The organism is Microbacterium sp. NPDC087591, from assembly GCF_044743625.1.
Taxonomy (GTDB): Bacteria; Actinomycetota; Actinomycetes; order Actinomycetales; family Microbacteriaceae; genus Microbacterium.
Window position 1 is genome coordinate 328,732 of the sequence record NZ_JBIUWU010000003.1, and the last position, 26,439, is coordinate 355,170.

At 68.7% G+C, this 26,439-nt stretch carries 28 protein-coding genes; 13 read left to right on the forward strand and 15 right to left on the reverse strand.

The genetic code is table 11. The features are described from left to right. Positions 1-101 precede the first annotated feature (101 nt). Both ACIOVG_RS16040 and ACIOVG_RS16045 read left to right on the forward strand, forming a co-directional pair. Positions 102-1,103, forward strand: coding sequence for a PASTA domain-containing protein (locus ACIOVG_RS16040; protein WP_400875606.1), 1,002 nt, complete (start codon positions 102-104; stop codon positions 1,101-1,103). After that, complete coding sequence (locus tag ACIOVG_RS16045) at positions 1,100-3,508, forward strand: VWA domain-containing protein (RefSeq protein WP_400875609.1); 2,409 nt, start codon at positions 1,100-1,102, stop codon at positions 3,506-3,508. The genes ACIOVG_RS16040 and ACIOVG_RS16045 overlap by 4 nt, the downstream gene beginning before the upstream one ends. Positions 3,509-3,523: 15 nt before the next feature. Here ACIOVG_RS16045 and ACIOVG_RS16050 read toward each other — a convergent pair whose 3' ends face one another. From ACIOVG_RS16050 to ACIOVG_RS16060, 3 genes are all read right to left on the reverse strand, one after another. Then, positions 3,524-4,021, reverse strand: a complete 498-nt coding sequence (locus ACIOVG_RS16050; RefSeq protein WP_400875612.1) for an HNH endonuclease — start codon at positions 4,019-4,021, stop codon at positions 3,524-3,526. A gap of 312 nt (positions 4,022-4,333) precedes the next feature. After that, positions 4,334-5,056: a M23 family metallopeptidase gene (locus tag ACIOVG_RS16055; RefSeq protein WP_400875615.1), complete on the reverse strand. Its 723-nt coding sequence runs from the start codon at positions 5,054-5,056 to the stop codon at positions 4,334-4,336. Positions 5,057-5,397: 341 nt separating this feature from the next. Next, complete coding sequence (locus ACIOVG_RS16060) at positions 5,398-6,099, reverse strand: iron dependent repressor, metal binding and dimerization domain protein (RefSeq protein WP_400875618.1); 702 nt, start codon at positions 6,097-6,099, stop codon at positions 5,398-5,400. 100 nt (positions 6,100-6,199) lie between these two features. Here ACIOVG_RS16060 and serC point away from each other — a divergent pair, with 100 nt between their 5' ends. Then, a complete protein-coding gene (gene serC, locus ACIOVG_RS16065; protein ID WP_400875620.1) occupies positions 6,200-7,312 on the forward strand; it encodes a phosphoserine transaminase in 1,113 nt (370 codons plus the stop codon). 10 nt (positions 7,313-7,322) lie between these two features. Here the strand turns inward: serC and ACIOVG_RS16070 are convergent, their stop codons facing one another. Both ACIOVG_RS16070 and ACIOVG_RS16075 read right to left on the reverse strand, forming a co-directional pair. After that, entirely contained in the window at positions 7,323-7,925 is a 603-nt protein-coding gene (locus ACIOVG_RS16070) for a DUF3027 domain-containing protein (protein ID WP_400875623.1), read from the reverse strand. After that, positions 7,909-8,289, reverse strand: coding sequence for a cold shock domain-containing protein (locus tag ACIOVG_RS16075; RefSeq protein ID WP_363555008.1), 381 nt, complete (start codon positions 8,287-8,289; stop codon positions 7,909-7,911). Before ACIOVG_RS16075 ends, ACIOVG_RS16070 begins: the two co-directional genes overlap by 17 nt. 116 nt (positions 8,290-8,405) lie before the next feature. On the opposite strand from ACIOVG_RS16075, the gene ACIOVG_RS16080 reads away from it, so the two are divergent. Genes ACIOVG_RS16080 through ACIOVG_RS16090 form a run of 3 tightly spaced genes read left to right on the forward strand, consistent with a single transcriptional unit; the run spans position 8,406 to position 12,079 of the window. Next, complete coding sequence (locus ACIOVG_RS16080; RefSeq protein ID WP_400875626.1) at positions 8,406-8,681, forward strand: multidrug ABC transporter ATPase; 276 nt, start codon at positions 8,406-8,408, stop codon at positions 8,679-8,681. A gap of 10 nt (positions 8,682-8,691) precedes the next feature. Continuing rightward, on the forward strand, positions 8,692-10,401 hold the full coding sequence (locus ACIOVG_RS16085) for a helicase-associated domain-containing protein (RefSeq protein ID WP_400875629.1): 1,710 nt from the start codon (positions 8,692-8,694) through the stop codon (positions 10,399-10,401). Positions 10,402-10,438: 37 nt separating this feature from the next. Continuing rightward, a complete protein-coding gene (locus tag ACIOVG_RS16090) occupies positions 10,439-12,079 on the forward strand; it encodes a DNA repair helicase XPB (RefSeq protein WP_400875632.1) in 1,641 nt (546 codons plus the stop codon). A 19-nt stretch (positions 12,080-12,098) separates the two neighbouring features. Here the strand turns inward: ACIOVG_RS16090 and ACIOVG_RS16095 are convergent, their stop codons facing one another. Further along, the gene (locus ACIOVG_RS16095; RefSeq protein WP_400875635.1) at positions 12,099-13,121 is read right to left on the reverse strand and encodes a lysostaphin resistance A-like protein; all 1,023 of its coding nucleotides are present in this window, start codon (positions 13,119-13,121) and stop codon (positions 12,099-12,101) included. 152 nt (positions 13,122-13,273) lie between these two features. Between ACIOVG_RS16095 and ACIOVG_RS16100 the strand changes: the two genes are divergently transcribed. From ACIOVG_RS16100 to ACIOVG_RS16110, 3 genes are all read left to right on the forward strand, one after another. Further along, a complete protein-coding gene (locus ACIOVG_RS16100; RefSeq protein ID WP_141871123.1) occupies positions 13,274-13,966 on the forward strand; it encodes a response regulator transcription factor in 693 nt (230 codons plus the stop codon). Positions 13,967-14,006: 40 nt separating this feature from the next. After that, positions 14,007-15,698 (forward strand): ATP-binding protein, encoded by a 1,692-nt coding sequence (locus ACIOVG_RS16105; RefSeq protein ID WP_400875639.1) that lies wholly within the window; start codon positions 14,007-14,009, stop codon positions 15,696-15,698. A gap of 126 nt (positions 15,699-15,824) precedes the next feature. Continuing rightward, positions 15,825-16,112 (forward strand): WXG100 family type VII secretion target, encoded by a 288-nt coding sequence (locus ACIOVG_RS16110; protein WP_400875642.1) that lies wholly within the window; start codon positions 15,825-15,827, stop codon positions 16,110-16,112. 76 nt (positions 16,113-16,188) lie between these two features. Here the strand turns inward: ACIOVG_RS16110 and groL are convergent, their stop codons facing one another. The 4 genes from groL to ACIOVG_RS16130 all read right to left on the reverse strand — a co-directional run bounded on the left by groL (position 16,189) and on the right by ACIOVG_RS16130 (position 19,840). Next, a complete protein-coding gene (groL, locus tag ACIOVG_RS16115; RefSeq protein ID WP_116635883.1) occupies positions 16,189-17,808 on the reverse strand; it encodes a chaperonin GroEL in 1,620 nt (539 codons plus the stop codon). Positions 17,809-17,932: 124 nt separating this feature from the next. Continuing rightward, entirely contained in the window at positions 17,933-18,511 is a 579-nt protein-coding gene (locus ACIOVG_RS16120) for a LytR C-terminal domain-containing protein (RefSeq protein ID WP_400875645.1), read from the reverse strand. Between the two features lie 69 nt (positions 18,512-18,580). After that, positions 18,581-18,838, reverse strand: coding sequence for a DUF3263 domain-containing protein (locus ACIOVG_RS16125; protein WP_400875648.1), 258 nt, complete (start codon positions 18,836-18,838; stop codon positions 18,581-18,583). Positions 18,839-18,847: 9 nt separating this feature from the next. Beyond that, positions 18,848-19,840 carry a DUF2332 family protein gene (locus tag ACIOVG_RS16130; protein ID WP_400875651.1) on the reverse strand — a complete coding sequence of 331 codons (993 nt, stop codon included), beginning with the start codon at positions 19,838-19,840 and terminating at the stop codon, positions 18,848-18,850. 71 nt (positions 19,841-19,911) lie between these two features. Between ACIOVG_RS16130 and msrB the strand changes: the two genes are divergently transcribed. After that, entirely contained in the window at positions 19,912-20,316 is a 405-nt protein-coding gene (msrB, locus tag ACIOVG_RS16135; RefSeq protein ID WP_400875654.1) for a peptide-methionine (R)-S-oxide reductase MsrB, read from the forward strand. Next, positions 20,313-20,867 (forward strand): nitroreductase family protein, encoded by a 555-nt coding sequence (locus ACIOVG_RS16140; protein WP_400875657.1) that lies wholly within the window; start codon positions 20,313-20,315, stop codon positions 20,865-20,867. The genes msrB and ACIOVG_RS16140 overlap by 4 nt, the downstream gene beginning before the upstream one ends. Before the next feature lie 3 nt (positions 20,868-20,870). Here the strand turns inward: ACIOVG_RS16140 and ACIOVG_RS16145 are convergent, their stop codons facing one another. After that, positions 20,871-21,815, reverse strand: a complete 945-nt coding sequence (locus tag ACIOVG_RS16145) for a DMT family transporter (protein WP_400875660.1) — start codon at positions 21,813-21,815, stop codon at positions 20,871-20,873. A gap of 75 nt (positions 21,816-21,890) precedes the next feature. Here ACIOVG_RS16145 and ACIOVG_RS16150 point away from each other — a divergent pair, with 75 nt between their 5' ends. Next, a complete protein-coding gene (locus ACIOVG_RS16150) occupies positions 21,891-22,544 on the forward strand; it encodes an SOS response-associated peptidase family protein (RefSeq protein ID WP_400875663.1) in 654 nt (217 codons plus the stop codon). A 3-nt stretch (positions 22,545-22,547) separates the two neighbouring features. After that, entirely contained in the window at positions 22,548-22,931 is a 384-nt protein-coding gene (locus ACIOVG_RS16155) for an MmcQ/YjbR family DNA-binding protein (protein WP_400875666.1), read from the forward strand. A 21-nt stretch (positions 22,932-22,952) separates the two neighbouring features. Here the strand turns inward: ACIOVG_RS16155 and ACIOVG_RS16160 are convergent, their stop codons facing one another. The 4 genes from ACIOVG_RS16160 to ACIOVG_RS16175 are packed head-to-tail and all read right to left on the reverse strand — an operon-like array spanning position 22,953 to position 26,370. Beyond that, the gene (locus ACIOVG_RS16160; RefSeq protein ID WP_400875668.1) at positions 22,953-23,567 is read right to left on the reverse strand and encodes a response regulator; all 615 of its coding nucleotides are present in this window, start codon (positions 23,565-23,567) and stop codon (positions 22,953-22,955) included. Further along, the gene (locus ACIOVG_RS16165; protein ID WP_400875671.1) at positions 23,564-24,655 is read right to left on the reverse strand and encodes a sensor histidine kinase; all 1,092 of its coding nucleotides are present in this window, start codon (positions 24,653-24,655) and stop codon (positions 23,564-23,566) included. Before ACIOVG_RS16165 ends, ACIOVG_RS16160 begins: the two co-directional genes overlap by 4 nt. 9 nt (positions 24,656-24,664) lie before the next feature. Beyond that, the gene (locus tag ACIOVG_RS16170; protein ID WP_400875674.1) at positions 24,665-25,426 is read right to left on the reverse strand and encodes an ABC transporter permease; all 762 of its coding nucleotides are present in this window, start codon (positions 25,424-25,426) and stop codon (positions 24,665-24,667) included. Continuing rightward, the gene (locus tag ACIOVG_RS16175; RefSeq protein WP_400875677.1) at positions 25,423-26,370 is read right to left on the reverse strand and encodes an ABC transporter ATP-binding protein; all 948 of its coding nucleotides are present in this window, start codon (positions 26,368-26,370) and stop codon (positions 25,423-25,425) included. The genes ACIOVG_RS16170 and ACIOVG_RS16175 overlap by 4 nt, the downstream gene beginning before the upstream one ends. Between the last annotated feature and the right edge of the window lie 69 nt (positions 26,371-26,439).

Sequence of the window (26,439 nt, forward strand, 5' to 3'; positions counted from 1 at the left end):
TCGGAATCGTGCAGCTCACCGCACATGACGAGTTCCAGCTCAGCGCAGACCTATCGCCCAATAGGCTGACCGCATACGAATCGGGCGACTGAGGCTTGTTCATGAGCGACACACCTGGCACAGAGAGAAACCCGGCGAAGAAACCGCGCACGCGCGCCAGCGGGAAGTGGTGGACTGCGGGTGGCGCAGCCGCGGTCCTCGGGCTGCTTCTGGGAGGTGTCGCCCTCGGCTGGTGGGCAGCGAACCAGACGCTCATCGCCGGTCAGCAGAACACTGTCGAATCGCCTGACGCGGCTCCCGTCGTCGCTCTCGATTCATCGATGCCGGATGTGAGAGGACTGACCCGCGACGACGCTGCCCAGGTGCTCGCCGACTCCGGAATCGCGGCCTCGACCATCACGTTCGAGGACGCACCTTCCGGACTCCCCGAAGGGACGGTGGTGCGCCAGGTGCCGGTGTTCGGCACCCCTTCACCCACAGCGATCGTGATCGGGGTCGCCGTGCCGGCGACGATGCCCTCGCTCACGGCCGCCGACAGGTCGGAAGCCGTGGCGACGCTCTCGGATCTCGGGGTCGCCGTTACCATCGTCTTCCAGTACGACACGAAGGCCGCCATCGGAACGGTCCTCAGCACGTCGCCCGCCGCCGGAGAACCGCTCGGCGACACCGCGACAGTCACGCTCGCGACGACCGGATCATCGGTCGCACTCGGTGACCTGCGGCGCCTCAGCGGGAACTGCCGGACGACCGGAGAGGTATCCCTCGGCGGGACGCGCCACCCCTCCGCGGTCGTGTGCAGCGCGCAGGCTGAGCCGTCGACCAGCGTCTGGTCGATCGGAGCGAGAGGCGACCAGTTCACAGCGACTGCGGGAATCGACGATGACGCGACGCCCGGGACGAACGCGACGGTAGAGGTACTGGCGGACGGGCAGGTCGTAGACAGCTGGCAGGTGGCATTCGGCAAGCCCGTCGAGATCTCCGTGCCCGTGACCGGGGTTATCCAGCTGAGCGTGCGGGTGAACTCACCGGACGATGTCGAGGTCCTGCTCGCGGGTGCTGCCGTCGCCGGGTCGGATGAAGCGATAGCCGAGCTCGAACAATGAGTCGCATCGTGCGTGCAGCACTGGCCACCCTGGGGTGCGCTGTTCTCCTGAGCGCGCCGCTCACCTCGACCGCGTCGACCGCATCCCCCGCTCCTTCGCCAACGACGACCGCCGCAGCACACGCGTCGGACGACGGCGTGGCCCCCATCATCGTCTTGCTCGACACCTCCGGGTCCATGAACGATGACGACGGGGCGGGAACGGTGAAGCTTCGAGGGGCGAAGAACGCCGTTCGCGACATCGTCCGAACCCTCAGCTCGACCACCGTGTTCGGTCTGCGCACGTATCCAGCCACAGGAGGATGCGACGGCGGGAAGTTCGTCCGTCCTCCGGCGCCCCTGACGAACGACTACGGAGACAACAGCGCCAGTTCGGTACTCGGTGATGTGGAAGCCATCACCGCAGGCGGCAATACACCGACCGGAGAAGCCCTGCGCGCGCTCGCCGATGAGCTCACCGCTGGCGGATACACCGCCGCGACTATCGTCCTCGTTTCAGACGGAGAGAGTACCTGCAGCACACCCCCGTGCGACGTCGCCAAGGAACTCGTCGCCGAGGGATTCGCCGTCACCATCCCGACCGTCGGCTTCCGCACCTCCGCGACCGGTGCGGACGAGCTCGCGTGCGTCGCCGCGGCGACGGGCGGCGTGAATCTGGAGGCGGGCGACAGCGCGGAGCTCGCTGAGCATCTGGACTCGCTGATCCGCGCACAACTCGAGGTGACCGTACGCTACGACCCCACGCCGATGCCGGGCGGTTCCACGAAGATCACCGCCGTCATCGCGCACAAGGGCGGTGAAGACGCGAAGGATGTCCGCGTCGCGCTGACTCTCGCGGATGCCGACGACCCCGCAGACCGAAGGGCTGCCATCCCGCCGATCGTCAGGATCGGCAACATCCCGGCCGGCCGCGTGGTCGAACGCACCTGGACCGTGGGCACGGGACCTCGAAGCTCTCCGGAGACGACCGTGTTCACCGTCGGCGCCTGGGGCACGAACGCCACCCGAGTGACGACGCAGGGCAAGTACACCCCGTCCGAGCCGTCGTACTCGACAGACGAACTCGGCGAGCTCTTCGCGGGGGTCAGCAGCGAGCGGCCCCTGATCATCTTCGGCGACTCGTTCTCTTCCGGCGAGGGAGCCGGCGACTACTTCACCAACATCGAGCAGGTATCGTTCAGCTGCCATCGCACCGACAGCACCTACCTCGGCAAGGTCTTCGCTCCGGACATGATGCGGATCGTCGCGTGCTCAGGCGCGGAGACTGACGGTCTCACCATGCCGAGTGACCGCGCGAAGGTCTCACAGATCACTGAGCTCAACAGCTTCGGGTTCGTTCCGGGCGCTGGCGCTTTGACGTTCGGAGGAAACGACATCGGTTTCAAGGAGGTCGTCGTCTCCTGCGTCTCGACGTCGACGTGCGGGGACGACGATTTCAGGGCTCGCAAGCTCGAAGAGGCGGCGGCCCTGACGGACACGCTCTCGACCACCTACCTGCAGGCCTGGTCGGCGCTCAACACACCTGAGCTGCGAGCACAGCGAGACGGTGCCTATGTGCCCCTCGTCGTGCTCCCGTATCCGAAGTTGACTCACGACCCGACGCGCGGGCGATGTGTACCGTGGTTCACTCCCGAGGAGACGGCGTTCGCCGACCAACTCGTGGCCCGGCTGAATCAATCCGTTTCCGAGGGGGTCGCACGGGCGCAACGCCTGGGATACAGCGTCTTCTATGCATCGGATGTCGAGGACGCCTTCCGGCCCGACAACACGGTGTGCGCGAGCGAACAGACCCGGCATGCGAACGGCCTTCTGAGCGACGGTCCCCTGGCGCGCAGCGAGTCATTCCATCCGACGGCATCCGGATACGTTTCGGAGACCGACGCGATCATCCGCTGGTCGCGCACCCAGCAGGCGTGGACCAAGCCAGGACCGCTGGTCACTGACGACATGATCCGTGCGTACAGTGCGCAACCCGATCCGGTGGAAATCGTCTGGCCCACGAGATACGACATCAGAGAGCAGCTCGGCGGCCTCACCATTACGCAGGGCGGCGCCCTCGCCCCGACAGGATCCGGACTCGCCCCGGGCACCCCCGTCACCACAACGATCTACTCCGAACCTGTCGTCCTCGGCACGCTCATCGTTGACGAGGACGGCGAGATCAACGGCACGCTCAGTGTCCCGGCAGATGTTCCGGCTGGCAGGCACACCCTCGTCATATCGGCGCTGTCCGCCGACGGCGAGTACATCGAGCGCCATGTCCCGGTGTCCGTCGTGTTCCCGACGCCGTGGTGGGTCTGGGGAGCGCTGTCGCTCAGCGGAGCGCTCCTCCTCGGCGCGGTGGTACTCGCCCTCATCGGGACTGTTGCCCGCCGGCGGAGCGCAGGCGAACCAGGCTCACCCTGAGCATCCTGTGCCCTGTCAGGCCGCCAACTCGAGGTACGGCTCCCACCGCGGATCGCCACGCTCGGTTCCCCGCACCGTCCAGGCGGTTCCGTGCGGGGGCCTCGGCGTGAACCGCAGTTCCCATCGCATCTCCTGCGGAGTCCGATCGCTCTTGACGTTGTTGCAGCGCAGACAGCATGCCACCAGGTTCTCCCAGGAGTCCGCCCCTCCGCGTGAGCGGGGAAGCACGTGATCGATCGTCGACGCCGCCTTGCCGCAGTACCCGCAGCGGTGATTGTCCCGCCGCAGCACTCCGCGCCGCGTCACCGGGACGCGTCTGCTGTTCGGGATGCGCACGTAGCGGGCCAGGATGATGACGGCCGGGCGATCGTAGACCCCGTGACTCCCCCAGACGGGGTCGTCCTCCACACGCTCTATCACCGTCGCCTTGTCGTTCATCACGAGCACCAGGGCTCTCTTGAACGACACGATCGCAAGCGGCTCGTATCCGGCATTCAGGACTAGTGTGCGCATTCGGAATCCTCTCGATCCGCCGGGACGGCTTCCCGGCACTCTCGAATCACGAGGTCGCGCAGATGGCAGAGCGTTCGCAGGAACAAGAAAAGGCGCCGTCTAAAGACAGCGCCTTTCGCACACGGCGGTACCGTGCAGTCCCTGCGGGCGATGCAGAAGTACGTGACGACCGAGTCCATCCATGGTTCGGATGTCCGGTATTCGCGCCATCAGCCTCTCCCGTCTGTGCGACAACGGGATCAGGCTAACCCATTCCCCTGAGAGCGGGGCGAAACTTCCGGTGAACGCTCGGGGCGTGTCCCGGTGCGCGGCTCAGCCGGCGTTGGCTGCGAGCCAGGAGTACGGCTCGACGAGTCCGCCGTTGATCCAGACCTCGAAGTGGAGGTGGTTCGCGGTGGAGCGACCGGTGCTGCCGACGAAGCCGATCAGCTGACCGGCGGCGACGGTCTGGCCTGCCTGCACCTGGCGCGTGCCGTAGGTCATGTGACCGTAGGTGGTCTGCACGCGCTGTCCGCCCACGACGCTGTCGATCATGACGCACACGCCGTATCCGCCGATGCTGTCGGCGGAGGCGCGGACGACGCCGGCCGCCGCCGCATAGATCGGGGTCATCGCGGGTGCGAGCATGTCGGCGCCGTTGTGGCCGCCGCCGATCGTGCGGCCCTGGGTGTAGGAGCCGCCGGGAAGCGGGTAGCGCACCTCACCGGACCCCGGGGAGACGAGCGCATAGCCGGCGGTGCTGAAGTTCGATGCGGCGGCGGAGGATTTCGCTGCCGCGGCGGCGCGAGCAGCGGCGGCTTCCTCGGCCTTCTTCTTCGCGATCTCCTCCGGCGTGGTGGCCGTGAAGGTTCCGCGAGCGAGTGGAGCGGAAGTCGCCTGCGAGGCGACGACGAGGGACTGCGCATCGACCGCGGCGAGCTGCTGCACGGTCGTGGCTGCTTCGGCGGGCTTGGTGACGGCGTAGGCAGGCAGAGCGATACCGGCGACGAGCGCACCGACCGCACCGAAGATGGCGACAGAACGGAGCGGCTTCACGGTCTTCCGAGCGCCTGTTCGCGCGCCGGTGCGGCGGGCGGGTACTCGGTCTTCAGATTTCTTCGCGGGCGGTTCGATGTCTGCGGCCAAAACTTAGTCCTCCTGCGCCTGTGCGCTTCGGGTAGCGCTGGCTCGTCGGCACTCTGCTTCTCGGGGCACGAATGTATCTCGGGTACTTTGTGCGTTCATGCCGTGAAGATGACGAGCCGAAAGGCAATCTTCGCGGTTCGTCGCCAGCGGGCTTCTTCGCTGACGACCTGACCGAGGCTACCCGAAGATAACGATCGTGTCACCCTGTGAACCTGGCAATCCTCGGAGAGGGAACGAAAAACCCCGGAATATCAGGCCGGATCGCCCACGAGGAAGATGTGGGATGCGAGTTCGACCGGCAATTCCAGTCCGTCTTCCTTGCCGTCCATCTGGATCAGGACATAGCCCTCACTGAAGCGGAAGTCGCCGTGCGCACCGGGAACGACTCCGGCATCGCGCAGCTGCTCGAGCAGCTCAGGGTCGACCTGCGCGGGCTCGGCCAGACGACGCACCGTGCCGTCGATCGGCTCCCCCGCGGCGTTCAGCTTCTGCACCAGACCGATGACGCCCTCGTCGAAGGTGCGCGCCGGCAGGTCGCCGAGCTGGTCGAGCCCGGGAATCGGGTTGCCGTACGGCGATTCGGTGGGGTGGCCGAGCAGCTCGACGAGTCGTCGCTCGACCTGCTCGCTCATGACGTGCTCCCACCGGCAGGCCTCTTCGTGGACGAACGCCCAGTCGAGCCCGATGACGTCGGACAGCAGGCGCTCAGCGAGACGGTGCTTGCGCATGACGTTGACGGCCTTGTTGCGGCCGGAGTCCGTGAGCTCGAGCGTGCGATCCTCAGAGACGACGACGAGTCCGTCGCGTTCCATGCGGCCGACCGTCTGCGAGACGGTCGGGCCCGAGTGTCCGAGGCGCTCGGAGATGCGCGCCCGCAGCGGCACGATGTTCTCCTCCTCGAGCTCGAGGATGGTGCGGAGGTACATCTCCGTGGTGTCGATCAGATCCGTCATGTGCAGGCCCTCCGAGGTTCTTAGGCAAGCCTACATTCCCGCAGGGACATCGGCTTCGCCCCGGTGATCGGGTCTGCCCCGCGCCCCCTAGAATCGACCCATGGCGATCGAGATTCCCCGTGACCTCCTGCCCGTCGACGGCCGTTTCGGCTGTGGTCCGTCGAAGGTGCGCCCTGCGCAGCTCGACGCACTGATCGCATCGGGGGCCACGATCCTCGGCACATCGCATCGGCAGGCCCCGGTTAAGAACCTCGTCGGCAGCGTCCGCGAGCAGCTCGCCGCCCTGTTCCGCATCCCCGAGGGCTACGAGATCCTGGTCGGCAACGGCGGATCCACCGCGTTCTGGGATGCCGCCGCGTTCGGCCTCATCGAGCGCCGCAGCCAGAACCTGGTGTTCGGGGAGTTCGGCGGCAAGTTCGCCGGTGCCGCGGCCGCCCCGTGGCTCGACGCGCCCGATGTGCGCAAAGCGGAGCCCGGTTCCCGCACCTCCGCCGAGGTCGTGGACGGCATCGACGTGTACGCCTGGCCGCACAACGAGACCTCCACCGGTGTCGCGGCACCGATCGAGCGCATCGCGGTCGACGGCGCCCTGACGGTGATCGACGCGACCAGCGCCGCCGGCGGGATCGACTTCGACGCGGCCCAGGCCGACATGTACTACTTCGCGCCGCAGAAGAACCTCGGCTCCGACGGCGGCCTGTGGTTCGCCGCCGCGTCGCCCGCCGCGATCGAGCGCATCGAGCGCATCGCCGCGTCGGACCGCTACATCCCCGAGTTCCTGAGCCTGAAGAACGCCGTCGACAACTCCCGGCTCAACCAGACGTTGAACACGCCAGCGCTGACCACGCTGCACCTGCTCGACAGCCAGCTGAGCTGGATCCTCGACAACGGCGGCCTGAGCTGGGCAGCCGCCCGCACCGCGGAGTCGTCCGCCGTGCTGTACGACTGGGCAGAGGCCTCAACGGTCGCCACCCCGTTCGTCGCGGATGCCGCACACCGCTCCCCCGTGGTCGTCACGATCGACTTCGACGAGAGCATCGACGCCGCCGCCATCGCGAAGACGCTGCGCGCCAACGGGATCGTCGACACCGAGCCGTACCGCAAGCTCGGACGCAACCAGCTGCGTGTCGCCACGTTCGTGTCGATCGAGCCGGATGACGTGCGTCAGCTCACGCGTTCCCTCGACTACGTGCTGGAGAACCTCGGCGCCTGAGCGCCGGGGGTCACTCCTCCTCGTCGGCGTCGACGTCCTCGTCGGCGTCGATGTCGTCTTCGTCGTCGATGTCGTCTTCGTCGTCGGTCATGCCGTCGGAGGCCGCTTCGTCGAGCTCGTCGATGTCGACGCCGTCGAGGTCACCGGCATGCAGGATGTCGGCCTCGTGGTCGTCATCCTCATCCAGCTCGTCGTCCTCGTCGAGGTCGTCCTCGTCGATCTCGGAGTCGGCATCGGAGTCATCGGAGGCGTCGTCCGTACCCGCCGCCGCGGCCGCCTGCTCGGCGAGCTCGGCCTGATGCGAGCGGTACTCGGCGAGACGCTCGACCCAGGGCACCCACTCCGGAGCGAGGAGTGCGCCGTCTCCGGGAAGGAGCTCGACCTCGAGCACGGTCGGATCCGCGTCCTCGACGCGCGCGACGGTCACCGTCCAGTACCAGCCCGGGTAGCCGGGGAGCCTGTTCTCGAAGCGCAACGACACGGAGCCGTCGTCTTCCACCAGGTACCCGGCGGCAGGGCCGATGGTCGCCACAGGAGTGATCTCGCGCAGCGCCTGCAGTGCGAGATCGTGAGCGTCGAGGAGACGCGCGTCGGCGTCAGGCTTCGAGGTCATCGGCGACCTTGCGCAGGACGGCCGCGATCTTGCGGCCATGGCTTGAGGACGGGTAGCGGCCGCGCCGCAGGTCCCCGCCGATGCTGTCGAGGAGCTTCACGAGGTCCTCGACGATGATCGCCATGTCGTCGGCGGACTTCCGCTTGGCCTTCGCGAGGCTCGGCGGCGCTTCGAGAACGCGGACCGAGAGCGCCTGAAGGCCGCGCTTGCCGTCAGCCACACCGAACTCGACGCGAGCGCCCGCCTTCATCGCCGTGCCCGCGGGCATGGCGGAAGCGTGCAGGAAGACATCCTGGCCGTCATCGCTGGCGATGAAGCCGAAGCCTTTGTCTTCGTCGTAGAACCTGACCTTGCCGGTGGGCATGGGAGAACCTCGCTGAGTCGGTGCGGAAAAGAAGGCGCGCTCACACGCGTCCACCTCCAGCCTACCGGTCGGAGACGGGGGAACTCGAAGGTCACGGTGAGAGTAGGGTGAGAGAGATGAGTGCACAGAATTCCGAACCGGAGCTTTCCATCCGGCGCCTGGATCGCTTCCTGGCATTCGGCGCGCTCGGAATCGCCGCCGCATCCGTGATCTGCTTCTTCGCGATCATCATCGGCACGGCGGTGGGCATGGATCAGGCCGCGTTCGGCGAGGGTGTCTGGCCGGCGGTCGCCGCCATACCGTTCTGGGGCCTGCCGCTGGCATTCGTCATGATCATGGTCCTCCTGGTGATGAGCTTCATCCGAAAAGGGCGCGCGGCATCGCGGTCCTGAGGTCTTCGGCATGACCGCACACGCACGCCCACTGGCCGACTGGCTGGCCGCGGCGAGCGATGAGGAGCTTCTGCACCTCTTCACGGAACGCCGTGTGCGAGCCGACGTCGGCTGGCACGACTTCTTCGATGCCGCCGAAGCGCTGCTCGACCCGGCATCGCTCGCCAAGGCGCTTCCGACGCTCACCGGCCTCGAGGCGGCGGCCCTGCTGCGCGCGGCGGCCGGAGACGATGCCGGGGAGGAGCGCGACGCCCTGATCGCTCTCGCTCTGCTTCGCCCTGACGGCACGGCCCCGGCGCCGGTGATCGCGGCGCTCAGCGGCCGCACCGCGCCGCCCGAGGCCACAGCGGCCTCCGTACCGGCCGCCCCCGAGGACCTGTCCGCGCACGCCGCTGAGCGCGCCTTCACGACCGTGTCCATCCTGGCCGACCTGCTGCTCGTCGCCAGGGACTCCCCGTTCGCTCTGCTCGCCGGGGGCACCGTCAGCGCCGGCGAGAAGCGCCAGCTGACCGAGAACGGCCTGCCGACCGAGGTCATCGACCCGCTCCTCGGAATCGCCGTCGATGCCCGCCTGGCCGTCGTCGACGGACGGCGCCTGCGCACCAGCACTGCGGCGGAGGAGTGGCTCCGCTCCTCCGCACCCGCGCGCTGGAGCGTGCTCGCGACGGCATTCCGCGATGCCTTGCCCCGCGGTGTCCGCTCGGCGGACGGCGGATGGATCGCCCCCGTGGACTGGCCGCACGCGCATCCGTGGGATCCCGCGTGGGCGGAGCGCAGCCGCGTGCTGCTCCAGGCCGCCACGCTGCTCGGGGTCATCGCCGAGGGCGGAACGGAGCCGGTGTGGTCGATCCCGTTGCGGAAGGGCGAGCCCGCTGACGCGACGGAGCTCGCGCGGCTGCTGCCTGCGGAGGTCGACAAGATCTTCCTCCAGAACGACCTCACCGCGATCGCCCCCGGCCCCCTCGCGCCCGCGCTCGATGTGCGGCTCCGCACGATCGCCGCACGAGAGTCCGCCGCGCAGGCGTCGTCGTACCGGTTCACGACAGAGTCGATCGCCCGCGCGTTCGGCGCGGGCGAGAGCGCGCAGTCGATCCTGGAGTTCCTGGGCGGGATCTCCCTCACCGGCATCCCCCAGCCTCTCAGCTATCTGGTGGCGCAGACGGCGCAACGGCACGGCCTGGTACGCGTGTCCACCGATGACGAGACCGGACGCACGCGCATCGAGAGCACCGATCCGCATCTGATCGAGGCGATGGCGATCGATCAGAGCCTGCGCCCCCTCGCACTGACGAAGCACGTCGACTCGTTGACGACGCGCGTCGGCCGCGACACCGTGTACTGGGCACTCACCGACGCCCGCTACCCGGCGACCCTGGTCGGAGCCGACGGTTCCGCGCTGGTACGTGAACGGCACCCGGCCGCGCCGACCGAGGCCGACACCGCACCGTCGAGCGACCTGCTGCCGCTGGTCGCGCGTCTGCGCTCTCAGCAGGGTCCCGACGCCGATGCCGCGTGGCTCGACCGCGAACTCGAGGCCGCCGTCCGCGCCAGAGCGGTGCTGCGCGTGACCGTCGGCATGCCGGACGGCTCGACCAGGGAGCTGCTGCTCGAAGCGACCGGACTCGGCGGAGGACGACTGCGCGGGCGCGATCGCGCCGCCGACGTCGAACGCACCCTGCCCGTATCGAGCATCCGCGCGGCCAGCGTCGTCGCCCCCTAGCGCCCTCGCCCTCCTGCGCCCGGTAAACTGGACAGCTATGTCTGATGGCCCCCTGATCGTCCAGAGCGATCGCACCGTCCTGCTCGAAGTCGCGCACGCCGATGCGGAGAGCGCCCGTCACGAGCTGGCGATCTTCGCCGAGCTGGAACGCGCGCCCGAGCACATCCACACGTACCGGATCACCCGTCTGGGACTGTGGAACGCCCGTGCCGCTGGCCACACCGCCGAAGACATGCTCGAGACCCTCGACCGCTGGTCCCGCTTCCCCGTACCTCCGTCGGTCGCCGTGGACCTGCGCGAGACCGTCAACCGGTACGGACGCCTGGTGATCGAGCGCGACGACGAGGGGACGCTGATCCTGCGCTCCTCCGACCCCGCCGTTTTGACCCAGGTCGCGAACAACAAGCGCATCCAGCCGCTGCTGATCGGCCACCCCTCGCCGACGACCTTCGTGGTCGACGCCTGGGCGCGCGGACAGATCAAGCAGGAGCTGCTCAAGATCGGCTGGCCGGCGGAGGACCTCGCCGGATACACCCCCGGCACCCCGCACGAGATCGAACTGGCCGAGGACGGCTGGCAGATCCGCCCCTACCAGCAGGACGCCGTCGACGCCTTCTCGAAGGACGGCTCCGGAGTGGTCGTGCTCCCCTGCGGCGCCGGAAAGACCATCGTCGGCGCGGGCGCCATGGCCGCCACCAAGACCACGACGCTGATCCTCGTGACGAACACCGTGTCGGCACGGCAGTGGCGCGATGAGCTGCTCAAGCGCACGAGCCTCACGCCCGAGGAGATCGGCGAGTACTCCGGCCAGGCCAAGGAGGTCAAGCCGGTCACCATCGCGACCTACCAGATCCTCACGGCGAAGCGGAAGGGCGAGTACGCCCACCTCGCCCTGCTCGACGCGCTCGACTGGGGTCTGATCGTGTACGACGAGGTCCACCTGCTCCCCGCCCCCGTGTTCAAGCTCACGGCCGACCTGCAGGCTCGCCGCCGCATCGGTCTCACGGCCACGCTCGTGCGCGAGGACGGTCGCGAGGGCGATGTGTTCAGCCTGATCGGTCCCAAGCGGTTCGACGCCCCCTGGAAGCAGATCGAGGCGCAGGGCTTCATCTCCCCCGCCGCCTGCTACGAGGTGCGCGTCGACCTCCCGCCGGACGACCGGCTGGAGTACGCCGCCGCGACCGACGACGAGCGGTACCGCCTCGCGGCATCCGCTCCGGCCAAGATCGACACCGTGAAGGAGCTCATCGCGAAGCACCCCGACGAGCGGATCCTGGTGATCGGACAGTACCTCGATCAGCTCGAGACGCTGTCGGAGGCGCTGAACGCACCGCAGATCACCGGAGCCACCCCGGTGGATGAGCGCGAAGAGCTGTACCGCCAGTTCCGCGAAGGCGAGATCTCGCTGCTCGTGGTCTCGAAGGTCGCGAACTTCTCGATCGATCTGCCGGAGGCATCCGTGGCGATCCAGGTGTCCGGCTCCTTCGGCTCCCGCCAGGAGGAGGCCCAGCGTCTGGGCCGTCTGCTGCGCCCGAAGCAGTCGGGGCACACCGCGAGCTTCTACACGCTGATCGCCCGAGACACGATCGATCAGGACTACGCGCAGAACCGCCAGCGCTTCCTCGCCGAGCAGGGGTACAGCTACACGATCCTCGACGCCGACGCCCTGGCGGCCTGAACGCGCCGATGCCGCGGACTCAGCCCCGCAGCACTGGATCCAGGTGATGTGTTCCGCTGGGGGCAGATGCGGCGGCGGGGATGCGAATGGTGCGGGTGCGAATGACGCCGATCCGACGCGCCCACCGGTCGGCCAGCAGCGCGAAGACGACCATCGCCACGGCCGAGGCGATCAGATCCACCGGCGTGCCCGACGTGGCGTTCGCGTCGACGACCGCAACGGACCCCAGCAGGAAGATCAGCACGTTGTTGACGATGTGCAGCGAGATCGCGGCTTCGAGTCCCCCCGTGCGCCACGTGAGCCAGGCAGCCACGACAGCGAACACCCCGACACTCGCCGCGCCCGACACGTCGTAGCCGTGCCCCAGGATGAACAACGGCACCGGCAGCAGGATGGCGAACGCCGGGTGACGCAACCAGCTCCCCACCAGCTGCATCAGATAGCCCCGGAAGACGTACTCCTCAGCAGCCGCCTGGAGCGGGATCAGCAGCAGCACGAGTGCGACCATCACCCAGAGGCCCGGAGAGGCGAAGTCCGGCGACACGGCCTCCCCCATCGCCGCGGACCATCCCAGCATCACGGCGAAATACACGACGAACACCGCGAGCGCGAGCACGAGGCTCCTGCCCAGCCACCCCAGACGCAACCGTCCGACCACCGACGAGAGGAGTCCGACGCCGCGCCCCTGCACGATGCGTGAGGCGGCGAACAGCGCAGGGATCATCAGGATCAACGGGAGCACAAGGGCGACCAGCAACCAGGGCCGCTCCAGATCGAAGTACTGCACCGTCGTGAACAGCGCGTCCAGCTCGGCGCCCCACGCGGGCACGATCATGGCGGCGATCGCGAGCGGCACGACGAACAGCAGGATGATGATCAGGTAGAAGGCGATGCCCAGGACTCCGGTCAACAGCAGCGACCACCAGCGATATCTCTGGCGCTCGCGTGCGAGACGATGGAACGGGATCTGCGCGGGGTCAGGGGCCGCGTCACGCGCGATGACGGATGCGGGGGCGGGGACGGCGTCCTCGGGCGAACTCATGAATCGATCCTCTCGGATCAGGCCAGTGCATCCGTTCTCCGCGGCGCGATCCCCCATAACTAGCCCCGATCCCGGGCTCGTCGCATGGTCAACACCGCGCCATTCCGAGCGATCATCAGCATCATCATCGACGAAGTCACCATAATGGGGTCATGACTGCTGCGCGCATCCTGGTCGTCGACGACGAACCCAACATCCGTGACCTGCTCTCCACCGGTCTCAGCTTCGCCGGGTTCCAGGTGAAGACGGTCGCCAACGGAGCCGCGACCATCTCCGCGGTCCTGGAGGAGGAGCCCGACCTCATCATCCTCGATGTGATGCTGCCCGACATGAACGGATTCAGCGTCACCAAGCGCCTCCGCGGAGCAGGCTTCACCGCCCCGATCCTCTTCCTCACGGCGAAGGACGGCACGGAGGACAAGATCGAGGGACTCAACGCCGGAGGCGACGACTACGTCACGAAGCCGTTCAGCCTCGACGAGATCGTCGCCAGGGCTCAGGCCATCCTCCGCCGCACGATGCAGGCCGACGAGGAGTCGATCATCCGCGCCGGCGAGCTGGCGATGGACCAGGACACCCACGACGTTCACGTCGGCAAGGAGCCGATCGAGCTGAGCCCCACCGAGTTCAAGCTGCTGCGCTACCTCATGCTGAACCCGAACCGGGTGCTCTCGAAGGCGCAGATCCTCGACCACGTCTGGGAGTACGACTTCAACGGCGACGCCGGCATCGTCGAGAGTTACATCTCGTACCTCCGCCGCAAGATCGACCCGCACACCGAGGAATCGCTCATCCAGACCAAGCGCGGTTTCGGCTACATGCTGAAGGTCGGCAAGTCGGCCTGATCGCCGCCTGTACCGTACGACGCCGAACCGGGAGGACCGCATGGCGCACAAGCCGGATGCGGTCACCAGCTGGTGGCGGCGCATCAGCCTTCGCGCGAAGGTCACCGGTGTCACGGTCGGCGTCCTCGCGCTGGGCCTGCTGATCGCCGGCCTCGGCACCGTCCCGATCCTGCGCACGGCTCTGGTCACGAACATCGAGACGCAACTTCCGGCGCTCGTCTCCTCCGGCGACCTCATCGATCGCTACTTCGACACCACCATGGTCGACGGCGACCCCGTCTACACCCGCAAACCCGAGCAACCCCGTGACTTCTTCTTCGCGATCTACGATTCCGAAGGTGTGCTGCAGGCGACGGCCGGCAACTCCTCTGCAGAGGCGCCGGAGTTCCGAGAGGTGTTCCCGCTCGCCGAGGCGAAGAGCAGCGAAGACACCGTGATGCCGCTGGTCGGCGAAGACGGCGCGCAGTTCAGCTCATCGGTCGCCGTCCTGACCTCGGAGGGCGGGGCTCTGCGCAGCCAGGTCGTGGCGGTTCCGCTCGCGCCGGCGGATCGGATCGTCGGACAGTATTTCAGCATCTACATCACGATCGCGTTCATCACGATCTTCATCGCCGCCCTCCTGACCCGCTTCCTGGTGACGCTGACCTTCCGTCGCCTCGGACAGGTGGAATCGACCGCGATGGCCATCGCCGCCGGCGACTTCAGCCAACGTCTGACGGACCTGGAGCCCACCACCGAGGTCGGCCGCCTGAACTCCGCCATCAACACGATGCTGGACCGCGTCGACGGCTCGCTTGCGCAGCGCGATCGCACCGTGCAGCACATGCGACGGTTCATCGGCGATGCCAGCCATGAGCTGCGCACGCCCCTGGTCAGCGTGCGCGGCTACGCCGAGCTCTACCGCATGGGCGCGATCAAGGGCGATGAGGACACCGCCAGGGCGATGGAGCGCATCGAGAAGGAGGCGATCCGGATGGGCGTGCTCGTCGAGGATCTGCTCGCGCTCGCCCGGCTGGACGAGGAGCGCGAGCCCGAGATCGTGGCGCTCGACCTGCGTCCGATCGCCCGCGACGCCGCCCTCGACGTGCGTGCGGCCGCTCCCGGTCGCACCGTGACCATGATCGACCTCACGATCGAGAGCGTCACCGCCCCCACACGCAGCATCCCGAAGCAGGAGCCGGAGCAGCCCGCTCCCCGTGGCCTCTCGCGCGCCGCGCTGTCGCGCCTGCGCCGTCGCCCCCGCGCGACGCCGGAGGATGAGACGCCCGCATTCGACTTCTCCGAGGCGCCGGACACCCCGGTACGCACGCCTCCGATCGTGCTCGGCGAGGAGAACAAGGTCCGCCAGGTCGTGACGAACCTGCTCGGCAATGCGCGCCGATTCTCCTCCGAGGACAGCCCGATCGAGATCGTGGTCGACTCGGACCGCGTGCGCGGTACCGGCAGTATCGCGATCGTCGACCACGGCGAGGGCATCCCCCCGCAGATCCGCGAGCAGATCTTCGAGCGGTTCTGGCGGGCAGACACCTCCCGTGCACGCGAGACCGGCGGTTCGGGACTCGGCCTGGCGATCGTCTCATCGATCCTGAAGGCTCTGCACGGCTCGGTCGCCGTCTCCGAGACGCCGGGCGGTGGGGCGACGTTCACCGTCACTCTCCCCCTCGCGCCGTCCCGGGCGACCCCGGCACATCTGCTCGAGGAGACCCAGCCGATCGAGCCGCTGGATCTCTGAGGATCGTCCCTGCACGAGACCGGGATTCACCGCGTTGTGCACACGCCACGCGACCGGGTCCGCTGCAGCCGCCCGCCTCGGACCGCCCCCTCCTAGCCTCGGAACTCCATCACAGAAGGAGTTCCCATGTCTGTCTTCACCGTCGACACCGAAGCCGTCCAGGCCGCGCACGGAGCCGCCCGCGCCACCATGGAGCGCCTGCAGAGCGAGTCTGCGGCCCTCAGCGCGCAGCTGACGCAGCTGCAGTCCTCGTGGGTCGGCGCCGCGTCGAGCGCCTTCCAGAGCTGCGCTGAACAGTGGCACGGCGCTCAGCTGCACGTCGAGCAGGTGCTCGAATCGATCGGCACAGCCCTCGGATCCGCCGCCGCCCAGTACGCGGACGCCGACCAGTACTCCGCGAGCCTGTTCCGCTGAGCCGTCCGCAGCCCGCCCGCAACGCAGAAACGCCCCGGCCGAAGCCGGGGCGTTTCTGTTCAGCCTGTGGAGTGGATCAGAAGTCCATGCCACCAGACGGGTCACCCATCGGAGCCGCAGCCTTCTCGGGCTTGTCGGCGACGACGACCTCGGTCGTGAGGAAGAGAGCCGCGATCGAAGCGGCGTTCTGCAGCGCCGACCGGGTCACCTTGGCGGGGTCGATGATGCCTGCGGCGAACATGTCCACGTACTCTCCCGTGGCCGCGTTCAGGCCCTGGCCCGAAGGAAGCTCGGAGACCTTGTTCGCGACGACACCGGGCTCGAGACCGGCGTTCAGCGCGATCTGCTTGAGCGGAGCCTCGATCGCGACGCGCACGATGTTCGCACCGGTCGCCTCATCACCCGTGAGGCTGAGGGCGTCGAGAGCCTTCGTGCCCGACTGGATGAGCGCGACGCCACCACCGGGGACGATGCCCTCCTCGACGGCTGCCTTCGCGTTGCGGACGGCGTCCTCGATGCGGTGCTTGCGCTCCTTGAGCTCGACCTCGGTCGCAGCGCCCGCCTTGATGACGGCGACGCCACCGGCGAGCTTCGCCAGGCGCTCCTGCAGCTTCTCACGGTCGTAGTCGCTGTCGGTGTTCTCGATCTCGCGACGGATCTGCGTGACGCGACCCTCGATCTGGTCGGCCTCGCCGGCACCCTCGACGATCGTGGTCTCGTCCTTGGTGACGATGACCTTGCGGGCACGACCCAGCAGGTCGAGCGTGGCGTTCTCGAGCTTCAGGCCGACCTCTTCGGTGATGACCTGACCACCGGTGAGGATCGCGATGTCCTGCAGCTGCGCCTTGCGGCGGTCGCCGAAGCCGGGAGCCTTGACGGCGACCGACTTGAAGATGCCCTTGAGCTTGTTCAGCACCAGCGTCGCAAGGGCTTCGCCCTCGACGTCCTCGGCGATGATGACGAGCTCCTTGCCGTCCTGGATCACCTTGTCGACGATGGGCAGAAGGTCCTTGATGTTGGAGATCTTCTGGTTCGCGATCAGGATGTAGGCGTCCTCGAAGACGGCTTCCTGGCGGTCGGGGTCCGTGACGAAGTACGGGTTCAGGTAGCCCTTGTCGAAGCGCATGCCCTCGGTGAGCTCGAGTTCGGTGCCGAAGGTCTGGGACTCCTCGACGGTGACCACACCCTCCTTGCCGACCTTGTCGATCGCCTCGGCGATGAGCTCGCCGATGGCCGGGTCAGCGGCGGAGATGGACGCGGTCGCGGCGATCTGCTCCTTGGAGTCGATCTCCTTGGCGCTGGCGAGCAGCTCCTCGGTGATCGCGGCGACGGCCTTCTCGATGCCGCGCTTCAGCGAGATCGGGTCGGCGCCGGCTGCGACGTTGCGCAGGCCCTCGCGCACGAGCGCCTGAGCCAGGACCGTCGCGGTCGTGGTGCCGTCACCGGCGACGTCGTCGGTCTTCTTGGCGACCTCCTTGACGAGCTCCGCGCCGATCTTCTCGTACGGGTCGTCGAGCTCGATCTCCTTGGCGATGGAGACACCGTCGTTCGTGATCGTGGGGGCGCCCCACTTCTTCTCGAGCACGACGTTGCGGCCGCGCGGGCCGAGGGTCACCTTGACCGCGTCGGCGAGGATGTTGAGGCCGCGCTCGAGGCCGCGGCGGGCCTCCTCATCGAAAGCAATGATCTTTGCCATGAGTTTTTTCGTCCCTCCTGGACGTAGACGTTGGGTTTAGCACTCAGAGTATGAGAGTGCTAACGCCATTCTGGCACTCGACCCCTCCGAGTGCAAGCTGCCGGAGCGGGCTGCCGATCGTGCGTCAGGAGGCGGGATCGTCGGTGGGCGTCGCGGGAGCCGTGGTGGAGCGGTCGAGGCCGATCACGACGGTGAGCTGCTCCCCGTCGGTGCGGTTGAGGCCCGCGTAGACATCGCTCTGCTGCACATCGGCGCCGCCGATGAGGTTCGCCAGACCAATGGCCGCGAGCTCGTCGTCATCCTCGACGTAATAGACGGTCGTCGTGGCGAAGTCCGTGCTGTCGCTGTCGCTCGCATAGACCGTGTCGGCGCTCCAGCCCTTGTTGATCAGGAGGTCGCGCATCTGCTCGTCGAGACCCTCGTCCGGCGTCGCGTTGAGGATCATCACCGAGAACGCGGTGTCGACCACCCCGGTCTCCTCCGGCGTCGGTGCGGCGCTCGGCGCGGATTCGGGGAACAGATCGATACGCCCCATGACCACGAGCGATCCGAAGATGCCGGCGATGATCAGCACGAGCGCGGCGACGAAGGACCACAGCAGCACCACCCAGCCGTTCATTCCGGGGGCTTCTGCGCGGTGCGCCCCGACGCGGCCGGAGGTGCGAGGGACATCATCGAAGCGATCGCGGGTGGGCTTTGACACCCCTCGATGCTAGCGGCACACGCCTGGCAATCCGCATCCGCATCCGCAGACGCGCGGAACGGCGGGCTCTCAGCCGACGAAGCCCGGGGTGCGCATGGCGCGATGGGAGGCGCGGGAATCGCGAAGTCGGCGCAGACGGCGCACCAGCATCGGGTCGTACTCCAGCGCCGCCTCCGACTCCACCAGGCGGCCGAGCAGCTGGTAGTACCGCGCGGCGCTCATGCCGAGCTGAGCGCGGATGATCTCCTCCTTCGCCCCGCTGTGGCGTGGCCAGGCCGCCTCCAGGTGGAGGACAGCGCGATCGCGCTCCGTGAGGTCTCCGAGCATGGCTCCAGGTTAGGACTCGTGCGCCTCGGAGGCGCCGCGCCACTCCCAATGACGCCCGAGTGGATCCGCCGATGCGCGGACCTCGCCGTCCAGGGCGACGACGAAGCCCGGCCCCGTCTCGACATCGACCGCGGGTGTCCAGATGTCGAGCAGGCCGGGAGGGTCGATCGTGACCCATCGGGCGGACATGGCCCTGATGCGCTCGACCAACGCCGTGCGATCCGCGCGTGGGATGTGCACGAGCACACCCGGCGTCGTGATCACGAGGGTCGCGTCCGCCGGGGCCTGGGCGGCGAGCGCGTCCAGCTGTGCCAGCGCGTCGCCGGCGACGAGCAGGGGCGGCTCGGCGGCGACGATGGACGCGGCGGCCTCGATGCGCTCCTCTCGCCCCGACTCCCCCGGCCAGACGAGACCGCGCAGCCAGCGTCGGTCGCGCTCGTCCGCGACATCCAGGGGTGCGAGGTCGATTCCCGCGCGCCACACCACCTCCGGCAGGCGCACCCGCGGCAGCGTGCCGGTCACCCGACTTGTCAGCACGACGGTCGACTCCCCCGAGACCGGATCGAGCCCGGCGCGGAGGTGTCCGTCTTCGCCGACGAACCGATACGAGTACCGATCGGGGTACAGGCACAGCCCGCCGGCGGCGCCGAGCTCGAGCAGCGCGAGGGGCCCGTCGATCTCCGACAGCACCGGCAGCAGAGCGGCGAGCCGCAGCGGCTCGTTGGTCTGGAGCGAGCGGATCGCGCACTCCGCGACGACGTCATCCGCGTGACGGAGCACGAAGTCGCGCCAGTGCGGGTATCCGTCGAGCGGCGCACCGAGCAGACGGGTCACGGCGAACACCAGCGGAGGCTGACGGCGGTTCTCCGGGATGCGGGCGAGGACCTCCCGGATCTCGGCGTCGTCGGCGACACCGTGCGCCCACGCCTCGTACAGGGCGCTGCGGCCGGGAGCCTCCTCCGCGGCGAAGCGGGCGTAGCGCAGCTGCACGGCATCCGTCATACGCCCATTGTCGCCCGACGCAGCCGTCGGCCCGTCGAAGGAGGGAGAATGGAGAAGACCCAGGAGGACGCATGGCCTACAGCGTGGACAAGACCGAAGACGAATGGCGCGAGGAACTCGGCGCTGAGCAGTACGCCGTGCTGCGTCAGGCGGCGACCGAGCGCGCCTGGACCGGAGAGCTGCTCGACGAAGGCCGCGCCGGCCTCTACACCTGCGGCGCCTGCGGGGCAGAGCTCTTCCAGAGCGGCACCAAGTTCGACTCCGGATGCGGATGGCCGAGCTTCTACGAGTCGATCCGCCCCGAAGCGGTCGAGCTCATCGAGGACACGACCCTGGGCATGGTGCGCACCGAGGTGCGGTGCGCGAGCTGCGGCTCTCACCTCGGCCACGTCTTCCCCGACGGCTTCGGCACACCGACCGGCGACCGCTACTGCATGAACTCGATCGCGCTGAACTTCACCCCCGAAGCGTCGTGACCGCGCTCGACGCCGTCCGCGCGCGCCAGTCCTGGTCCAAGGTCGACGACACCGCACCCTCGCACGAAGAGCTGCTCACCCTCGTCGCCGCGGCAGGACGCGTCGCCGATCACTCCTCGCTGCGCCCGTGGCGGCTGATCGAGCTGCGGGGATCCGACCGCGAGGTCCTGGGCGCCGCGATCTCGAAGGCTCAGGGAGACAAGTCACCGTCGACGAAGCCGCTGCGCGCCCCGCTGCTGATCGCCGTGGTGGCCAGCTACCGCAAGAGCGACAAGGTTCCGCGCTGGGAGCAGGAGGCGGTCGCCTCGGGCGTCGCGCACATGCTGAGCCTGCTGCTCGACGACGCCGGGTGGGGCGTGCTCTGGCGTACGGGGCACTACACGCGGGCGAAGGCCGTCGCGAAGGCGCATGGACTCGACAAGAACGAAGAGCTCCTCGGCTGGCTCTACGTCGGCGGCAAGCCTGCGGGCAAGAAGCCGGGACGACGCAAAGCCGTCGACGCGCGCAAGCTCGTCAGCCGCATGCCGAAGCCGAAGCCGAAGAAGAAGTAGCCCTCAGGCTCGGCGACGACGACGCGGCAGAGCCACGGCGACGGATGCCGCGGCCACGACCACCATCCCGATGATCTGCCAGGCGGCGGGGCCGGATGCCGGGGGCCAGAGCAGGTCGATCACGACGGACGTCGTCAGCTGTCCGAGCACGGATCCGAGTCCCATCAGCAGCACACCGGTCTGGCCGACGATGAACGCACCGAGCAGGATGTAGGCGAAGCCGAGGAACCCGCCGAGATACAGCCAGGGTTCGGTCGGGAGGGCGTTCGGAGCACCGCGCAGGGCGATGCTCACCCCGGCAGCGAGCAGCAGCACGACGGTCCCGGCGATGAAGCTCATGAGCGTCGCGACGATCGGCGACTGCACCCGCTGCGCGAGGCGGCCGTTCGTCGCGGCCTGCCAGGCGATTCCGACACCGGCGGCGAACGGCAGCAGCAGCATCCACAGCGGCGCCGTCGCCAGCACGTCTCCGCTGAGCGAGATGCCGACCGCGGCGAGCGCGAGCAGTCCGCCGAGCACGCGTCCCGGCGTGACCGCGACCATCCCGGCCGGACCGAATCCGATGCGATCGAGCACGAGACCGTGCAGCGTCTGCCCCGCGACCACTCCGACCGTGAAGAGGGAGACGCCCAGCACACCGGCGGTGAGGCCCTGGGTCGATACGGTGAGCGCGCCGCACGCCCCGCCCAGCAGCATCCACACCGGGATCGTGCGGGCTCGGACGCCGCGCTGCAGCCGCCCGACGCCTCGTCGGCCGGAGGGAAGCGCGGCGACCACGACCACGAGCGCGAGCAGTCCGACGCTGAAGGACACGAAGCCGGCGACGATGCCGTCGTCGAGACGGACTCCGAGGACGCCGTTGATGCGCGCCTGGATCGCCGTCATCACCCCGATCGCGACCGCTCCCCCGAGTGCGACCGGAGCGGGGAGCACGCGGGTCTGGGTCACCTGTCGAGCCTACCGGCGCGGATGGTGCGGCCCGGCGGCCGCCCGGATGTCGGCGACCGGGGCTACGCTGACGGCATGTGCGCGAGCTATGGACTCGATCCCCGTTTCTCCGATGCGGAGCTCCTCGCCGCGGCCGATGAGTCCGTGCTCGAGGGCCTCCGCCTCTGGGCGCAGGAGAATGCGGGCGAGACCGTGCGTCCCACCGGCAAGAACCTGCGCAATCTGAACCCGATCGTGGTGCAGCCCGAAGAGGCGCCGACGCTCGAGCCCGCCTGGTGGGGATTCCTGGTCGGAGGGGAACCGGCGAAGTTCCCCTCGATCAACACCCGTTCCGAACGCCTGCAGGAGCGACCGGGCGGTCTGCGCTCCCGCGCGCTCGTGCCCGCGACCAGCTGGTACGAGATGCAGAAGCCGTCCCGCCAGTGGCACCAGTTCCTCGTCGACGACGGCGCTCTGTTCGGCATGGCGGCCGTGACGCAGCGAGGCAAGACCACCGACGGCACCTGGTTCACCTGCTACTCGATCGTGATGCGCCAGGCACCCGCGCATCTCGCCGGCATCCACGACCGCATGCCGGTGCTCATCCCCACCACGTTCGCGCAGGAGTGGCTGACCGCGGAGGGGGGCCGCGACGTGATCGACGACGCCCTCCTCGCGGCCGCGAGCCTCGACGATCGCGTCGCCGCGGTGCCACGCGGCGACGATAAGAATGCAGATCGGCTGTTCTGACGCATGAACTCGAAAGAGCTGACCTCGACCGCGGCGGCGCGCGCCGAAGAGCTGCCCGGTTCCGAACGTGAGAACCCGTTCGGCCCGGAGTGGGACGTGTACAAGGTGCGCGGCCGCGTGTTCCTGCTGTTGCCGGTCGACGGCACCGGCCGTGTCACGCTGAAGTCGCATCCCGACGACGCCGTCGCACTGCGCGAGACGTTCGCCGACATCGTGCCCGGCTATCACATGAACAAGAAGCACTGGATCACGCTGAACCCCGGCCCCTCGCTGGAAGAGGGGCTGGTGACCGAGCTCGTCACCGAGTCGTATCTGCTCGTGGTCGAGAAGCTCCCCCGGGCACGACGCCCTGTCGACCCCGCCCTGTTCGGTCGCCGGGAGGAATGAGCGGAGCGGAGCGGCGACAGCTCAGATCCACCCCTTGTCCCGCGCCATCCGCGCCGCCTGCGCGCGGTTCTCCGTCGCCGTCTTGCCGATGGCCGACGACAGATGGTTGCGCACCGTCCCCGCAGAGAGGAAGACCTCGGCCGCGATCCGCGAGATGGGCCGCCCATCGGCCGACAGCCGGAGGACCTGCTGCTCCCGCTCGCTCAGCGGATTCGCTCCCTCGAAGAGCGACGCCTCGGCGAGTGCGGGATCGACCACGCGCAGTCCCTGGTGCACGCGGCGCACGGCATGCGCGAGATCGGCGGCGGGCGTGTCCTTGGCGATGAAGCCGCTCGCGCCCGCGTCCAACGCCTGCCGCAGATATCCGGGTCGGGCGAACGTCGTCACGACGAGCACTCGGGTCCCGGGGCTCACCTCGCGCACGAGACGGGTCGCAGCGATCCCGTCGGCTCCGGGCATCTGGATGTCCATGAGGCAGACGTCAGGGCGCTCCTCACATGCGCGTTCCGCGGCCTGCGCCCCGTCGCCGGCCTCGGCGACGACCGTGAGATCATGCTCGAGCTCGAGCAGGGCGCCCATGGCACCGCGCACCAGCGCCTGGTCGTCGACGAGCAGCAGTCGGATCGGATCGGTCACCAGGTCACACTCACTCTCGTGCCGCCACTTGCGGTCTCCTCCACGGCCAGAACGGCACCCGCCGCGGCCGCCCGCTCCGACATCCCTCGCAGACCGCTGCCTGCCGGCCCCCGCACACCACGCCCGTCGTCTTCGATCGCCACCTCGCCCGGCGCCATCGTGATGCGTACGTGCTGGGCGCGGGAATGCCGGAGGATGTTCGTGGTCGACTCCCGCACGATCCATCCCGCCGGCAGCGACTGGGCGGGCGACAGCGCCGACGGGTCGCCCTCGACCTTCACCTGGAGACCGGCGGATTCCAGCGCGACCGTGCTCGCCTGGACCTGCTCCGACAGGGCAGCCGCCCTGATCCCGGTCACGGTGCTGCGCACGCCGGCGATCGCCTCGCCCGTGAGGTGCACGATCTGCGCGAGCTCGGCCTTCGCACGATCCGGATCGACGTCGACCAGGCGCTCGGCGAGCTCCGCCTTCAGCTTCACCGCCGTCAGGGTGTGTCCGAGCAGGTCGTGGACGTCACGCGCGATCGACGCCCGTTCATCGCTGGTGGCGAGTTCCATGCGCACCTTGTCGGCGTCGACCGAGCGACTGATCAGCCACGTGTTGACCGTGTTCACCACCGCGATCAGCACCACCACGACCAGCAGTTGAAGATGCCCCTCCAGGCGCCCGCTGAACAGCACGACGGCGGCGGCCAGCGCGACGCCGCTGATCGTCGTCGCCCAGTGCCACCTCCCGCGCAGGCCGTAGCTGGCGTACGACATCAGGTACGGAAGGAAGCTGAGCGCCTGCGTCTCGATCGCCGGGATCGTCGCGATGGCACACGCGATCTGCACCCAGAACAGCGTGCGCACCACAGGGCGCGGCTTCCCCCAGGACGACCGCATCCCGATCACGAAGCCGATGACGTAGACGACGGCGAAGGCGACCAGCGCCGTCCACCCGAGCACGATCCAGCCTGGCGCGGCATCCGACCGCAGTAGCGACAGCACCGGGTAGACCAGGAAGACCATCCATACGACCGCCATCAGCCATCCCCAGCGCTCCCAGGGCCCTGTGTGCGCCTCGGCCTCCGGCCGCTCGGTCGTCATCCGCTCAGCCTAACGACGCCGACGCGAGCGCATCACGCCCAGTCGCACGAGAGCCGCGAACAGGATCGCCCAGACGACGACGTTCAGGAGCACGGCCCACAGGGGATCCGCGCCGCCGGCGACCAGCGTCCCGTCCGTGGCCGGCCAGCGCACAAGGGCGACGTAGCCGTACATGGGAGTCCACTTCGCGATGTCGAGCATCGCGCCGCTGAGCGGGATGAAGACGTTGCCGAAGAACCCGAAGAACGTGATCGAGATCGAGGCGAGCGCGGCAGCGGAATCCGAGTTGAAGGCCAGACCGACACCGAGACCGAACAGGCCGAAGACGAGACCGAGCCCGAGCGTGATCCCGGCGGCGGCGAACCAGCGCCACGCGTCCTCCGCCTCGGCACCGGTGGCGAGACCCGCCACGTACACGAACACCACGGCGAGCGCGGCGAACGACACCGCGGCGAGCACTTTGGTCACCGCGTATCCCAGAGTCGTCAGCGGGGTGAGAGCAAGCTGCCGCCCCCATCCCTGACCGACCTCGGACGCCGCGAGAGAGCAGAGCGAGCTCATCGCGGTCGCGGTGCCGAACGCCCCCATCGAGACCATGACGTAGAACGAGACGTTCGCATGACCGACGCTCTGCGTCGCGTACGACATGCTCGCCCCGAACAGCAGGTACATGGCCACCGGCATCGCGAGGGTGAACGCGAGCGTGTACGGGTTGCGGATCTGCCGCACGAGCTCCGTGCGGTACAGCGCGGGGGCGACGAGCGTGGTCATGACTGGTCCTCCGTGAGTGAGGTGAATGCGGATTCGAGAGTCGGCGCGACGATCTCCAGGTCAGTCGCACCGAAAGCCAGGAGTCGTCCGGCGAGGACGTCGGATGCCGCGGTGCGGACCATGAGCCGGTCGGCATCCGCCGACACCTCGCCTACCGCCGGATCCGTGCGGAGTTCGTCGACGAGCGCAGCGATGTCGGCGGGAGGCACCGTCGCCGAGACGGTGCGTCCGCCGAGCGAGGCGCGCAGACGCGCGGTGGCGCCGTCCGCCACGACCCGTCCGTGATTCATCACGACGGTGCGCCGGGCGAACTGCTCCGCCTCCTCGAGGTAGTGCGTGGCGAACAGGATCGTGCGACCGGCGTCGGCGTCGGCCCGCATCGCCTCCCAGAATCGGCGACGTGCTGTGACGTCCATCCCCGCGGTCGGCTCGTCGAGCACCAGCACATCGGGATCGGGCAGCAACGCGAGCGCGAACTTCACCCTCTGCTTCTCGCCGCCCGAGCACTTCCCGACGCGGCGACGGGCGATCGCACCGAGGTCTGCGCGTTCGATCACCTCGGCGATGCGGCCGCTCGCGCCGTGCAGACCCGCCACGACCGACACAGTCTCGCGCACGGTGAGGTCGGAGAGCAGACCACCCGTCTGCAGCACCGCGGCCAGTCGCCCGGCGGCCACAGCCTGGTGCGGGTCCGTTCCCAGCACCTGCGCGGTTCCCTCGTCGGGCGCGGAGAGCCCGAGCAGCACGTCGACCGTGGTCGTCTTCCCTGCACCGTTCGGCCCGAGCAGCGCGACGACCTCTCCCCGCTCGATGCGCAGGTCGACGCCGTCGACGGCGACCACGCGGTTCGCGCCGTGTCCGAACCGGCGGACGATGCCGGTCAGCTCGACGGCGGGGGTGTCGGGGTGTGGATGTACGGTGACGGCGATCGCGGGTCGGCTCATGCATCCAGCCAACCGTGCGCCGGTCGGTGACGCCGGAGGCGGATGTCACAGACTCGGGATGACATCCGT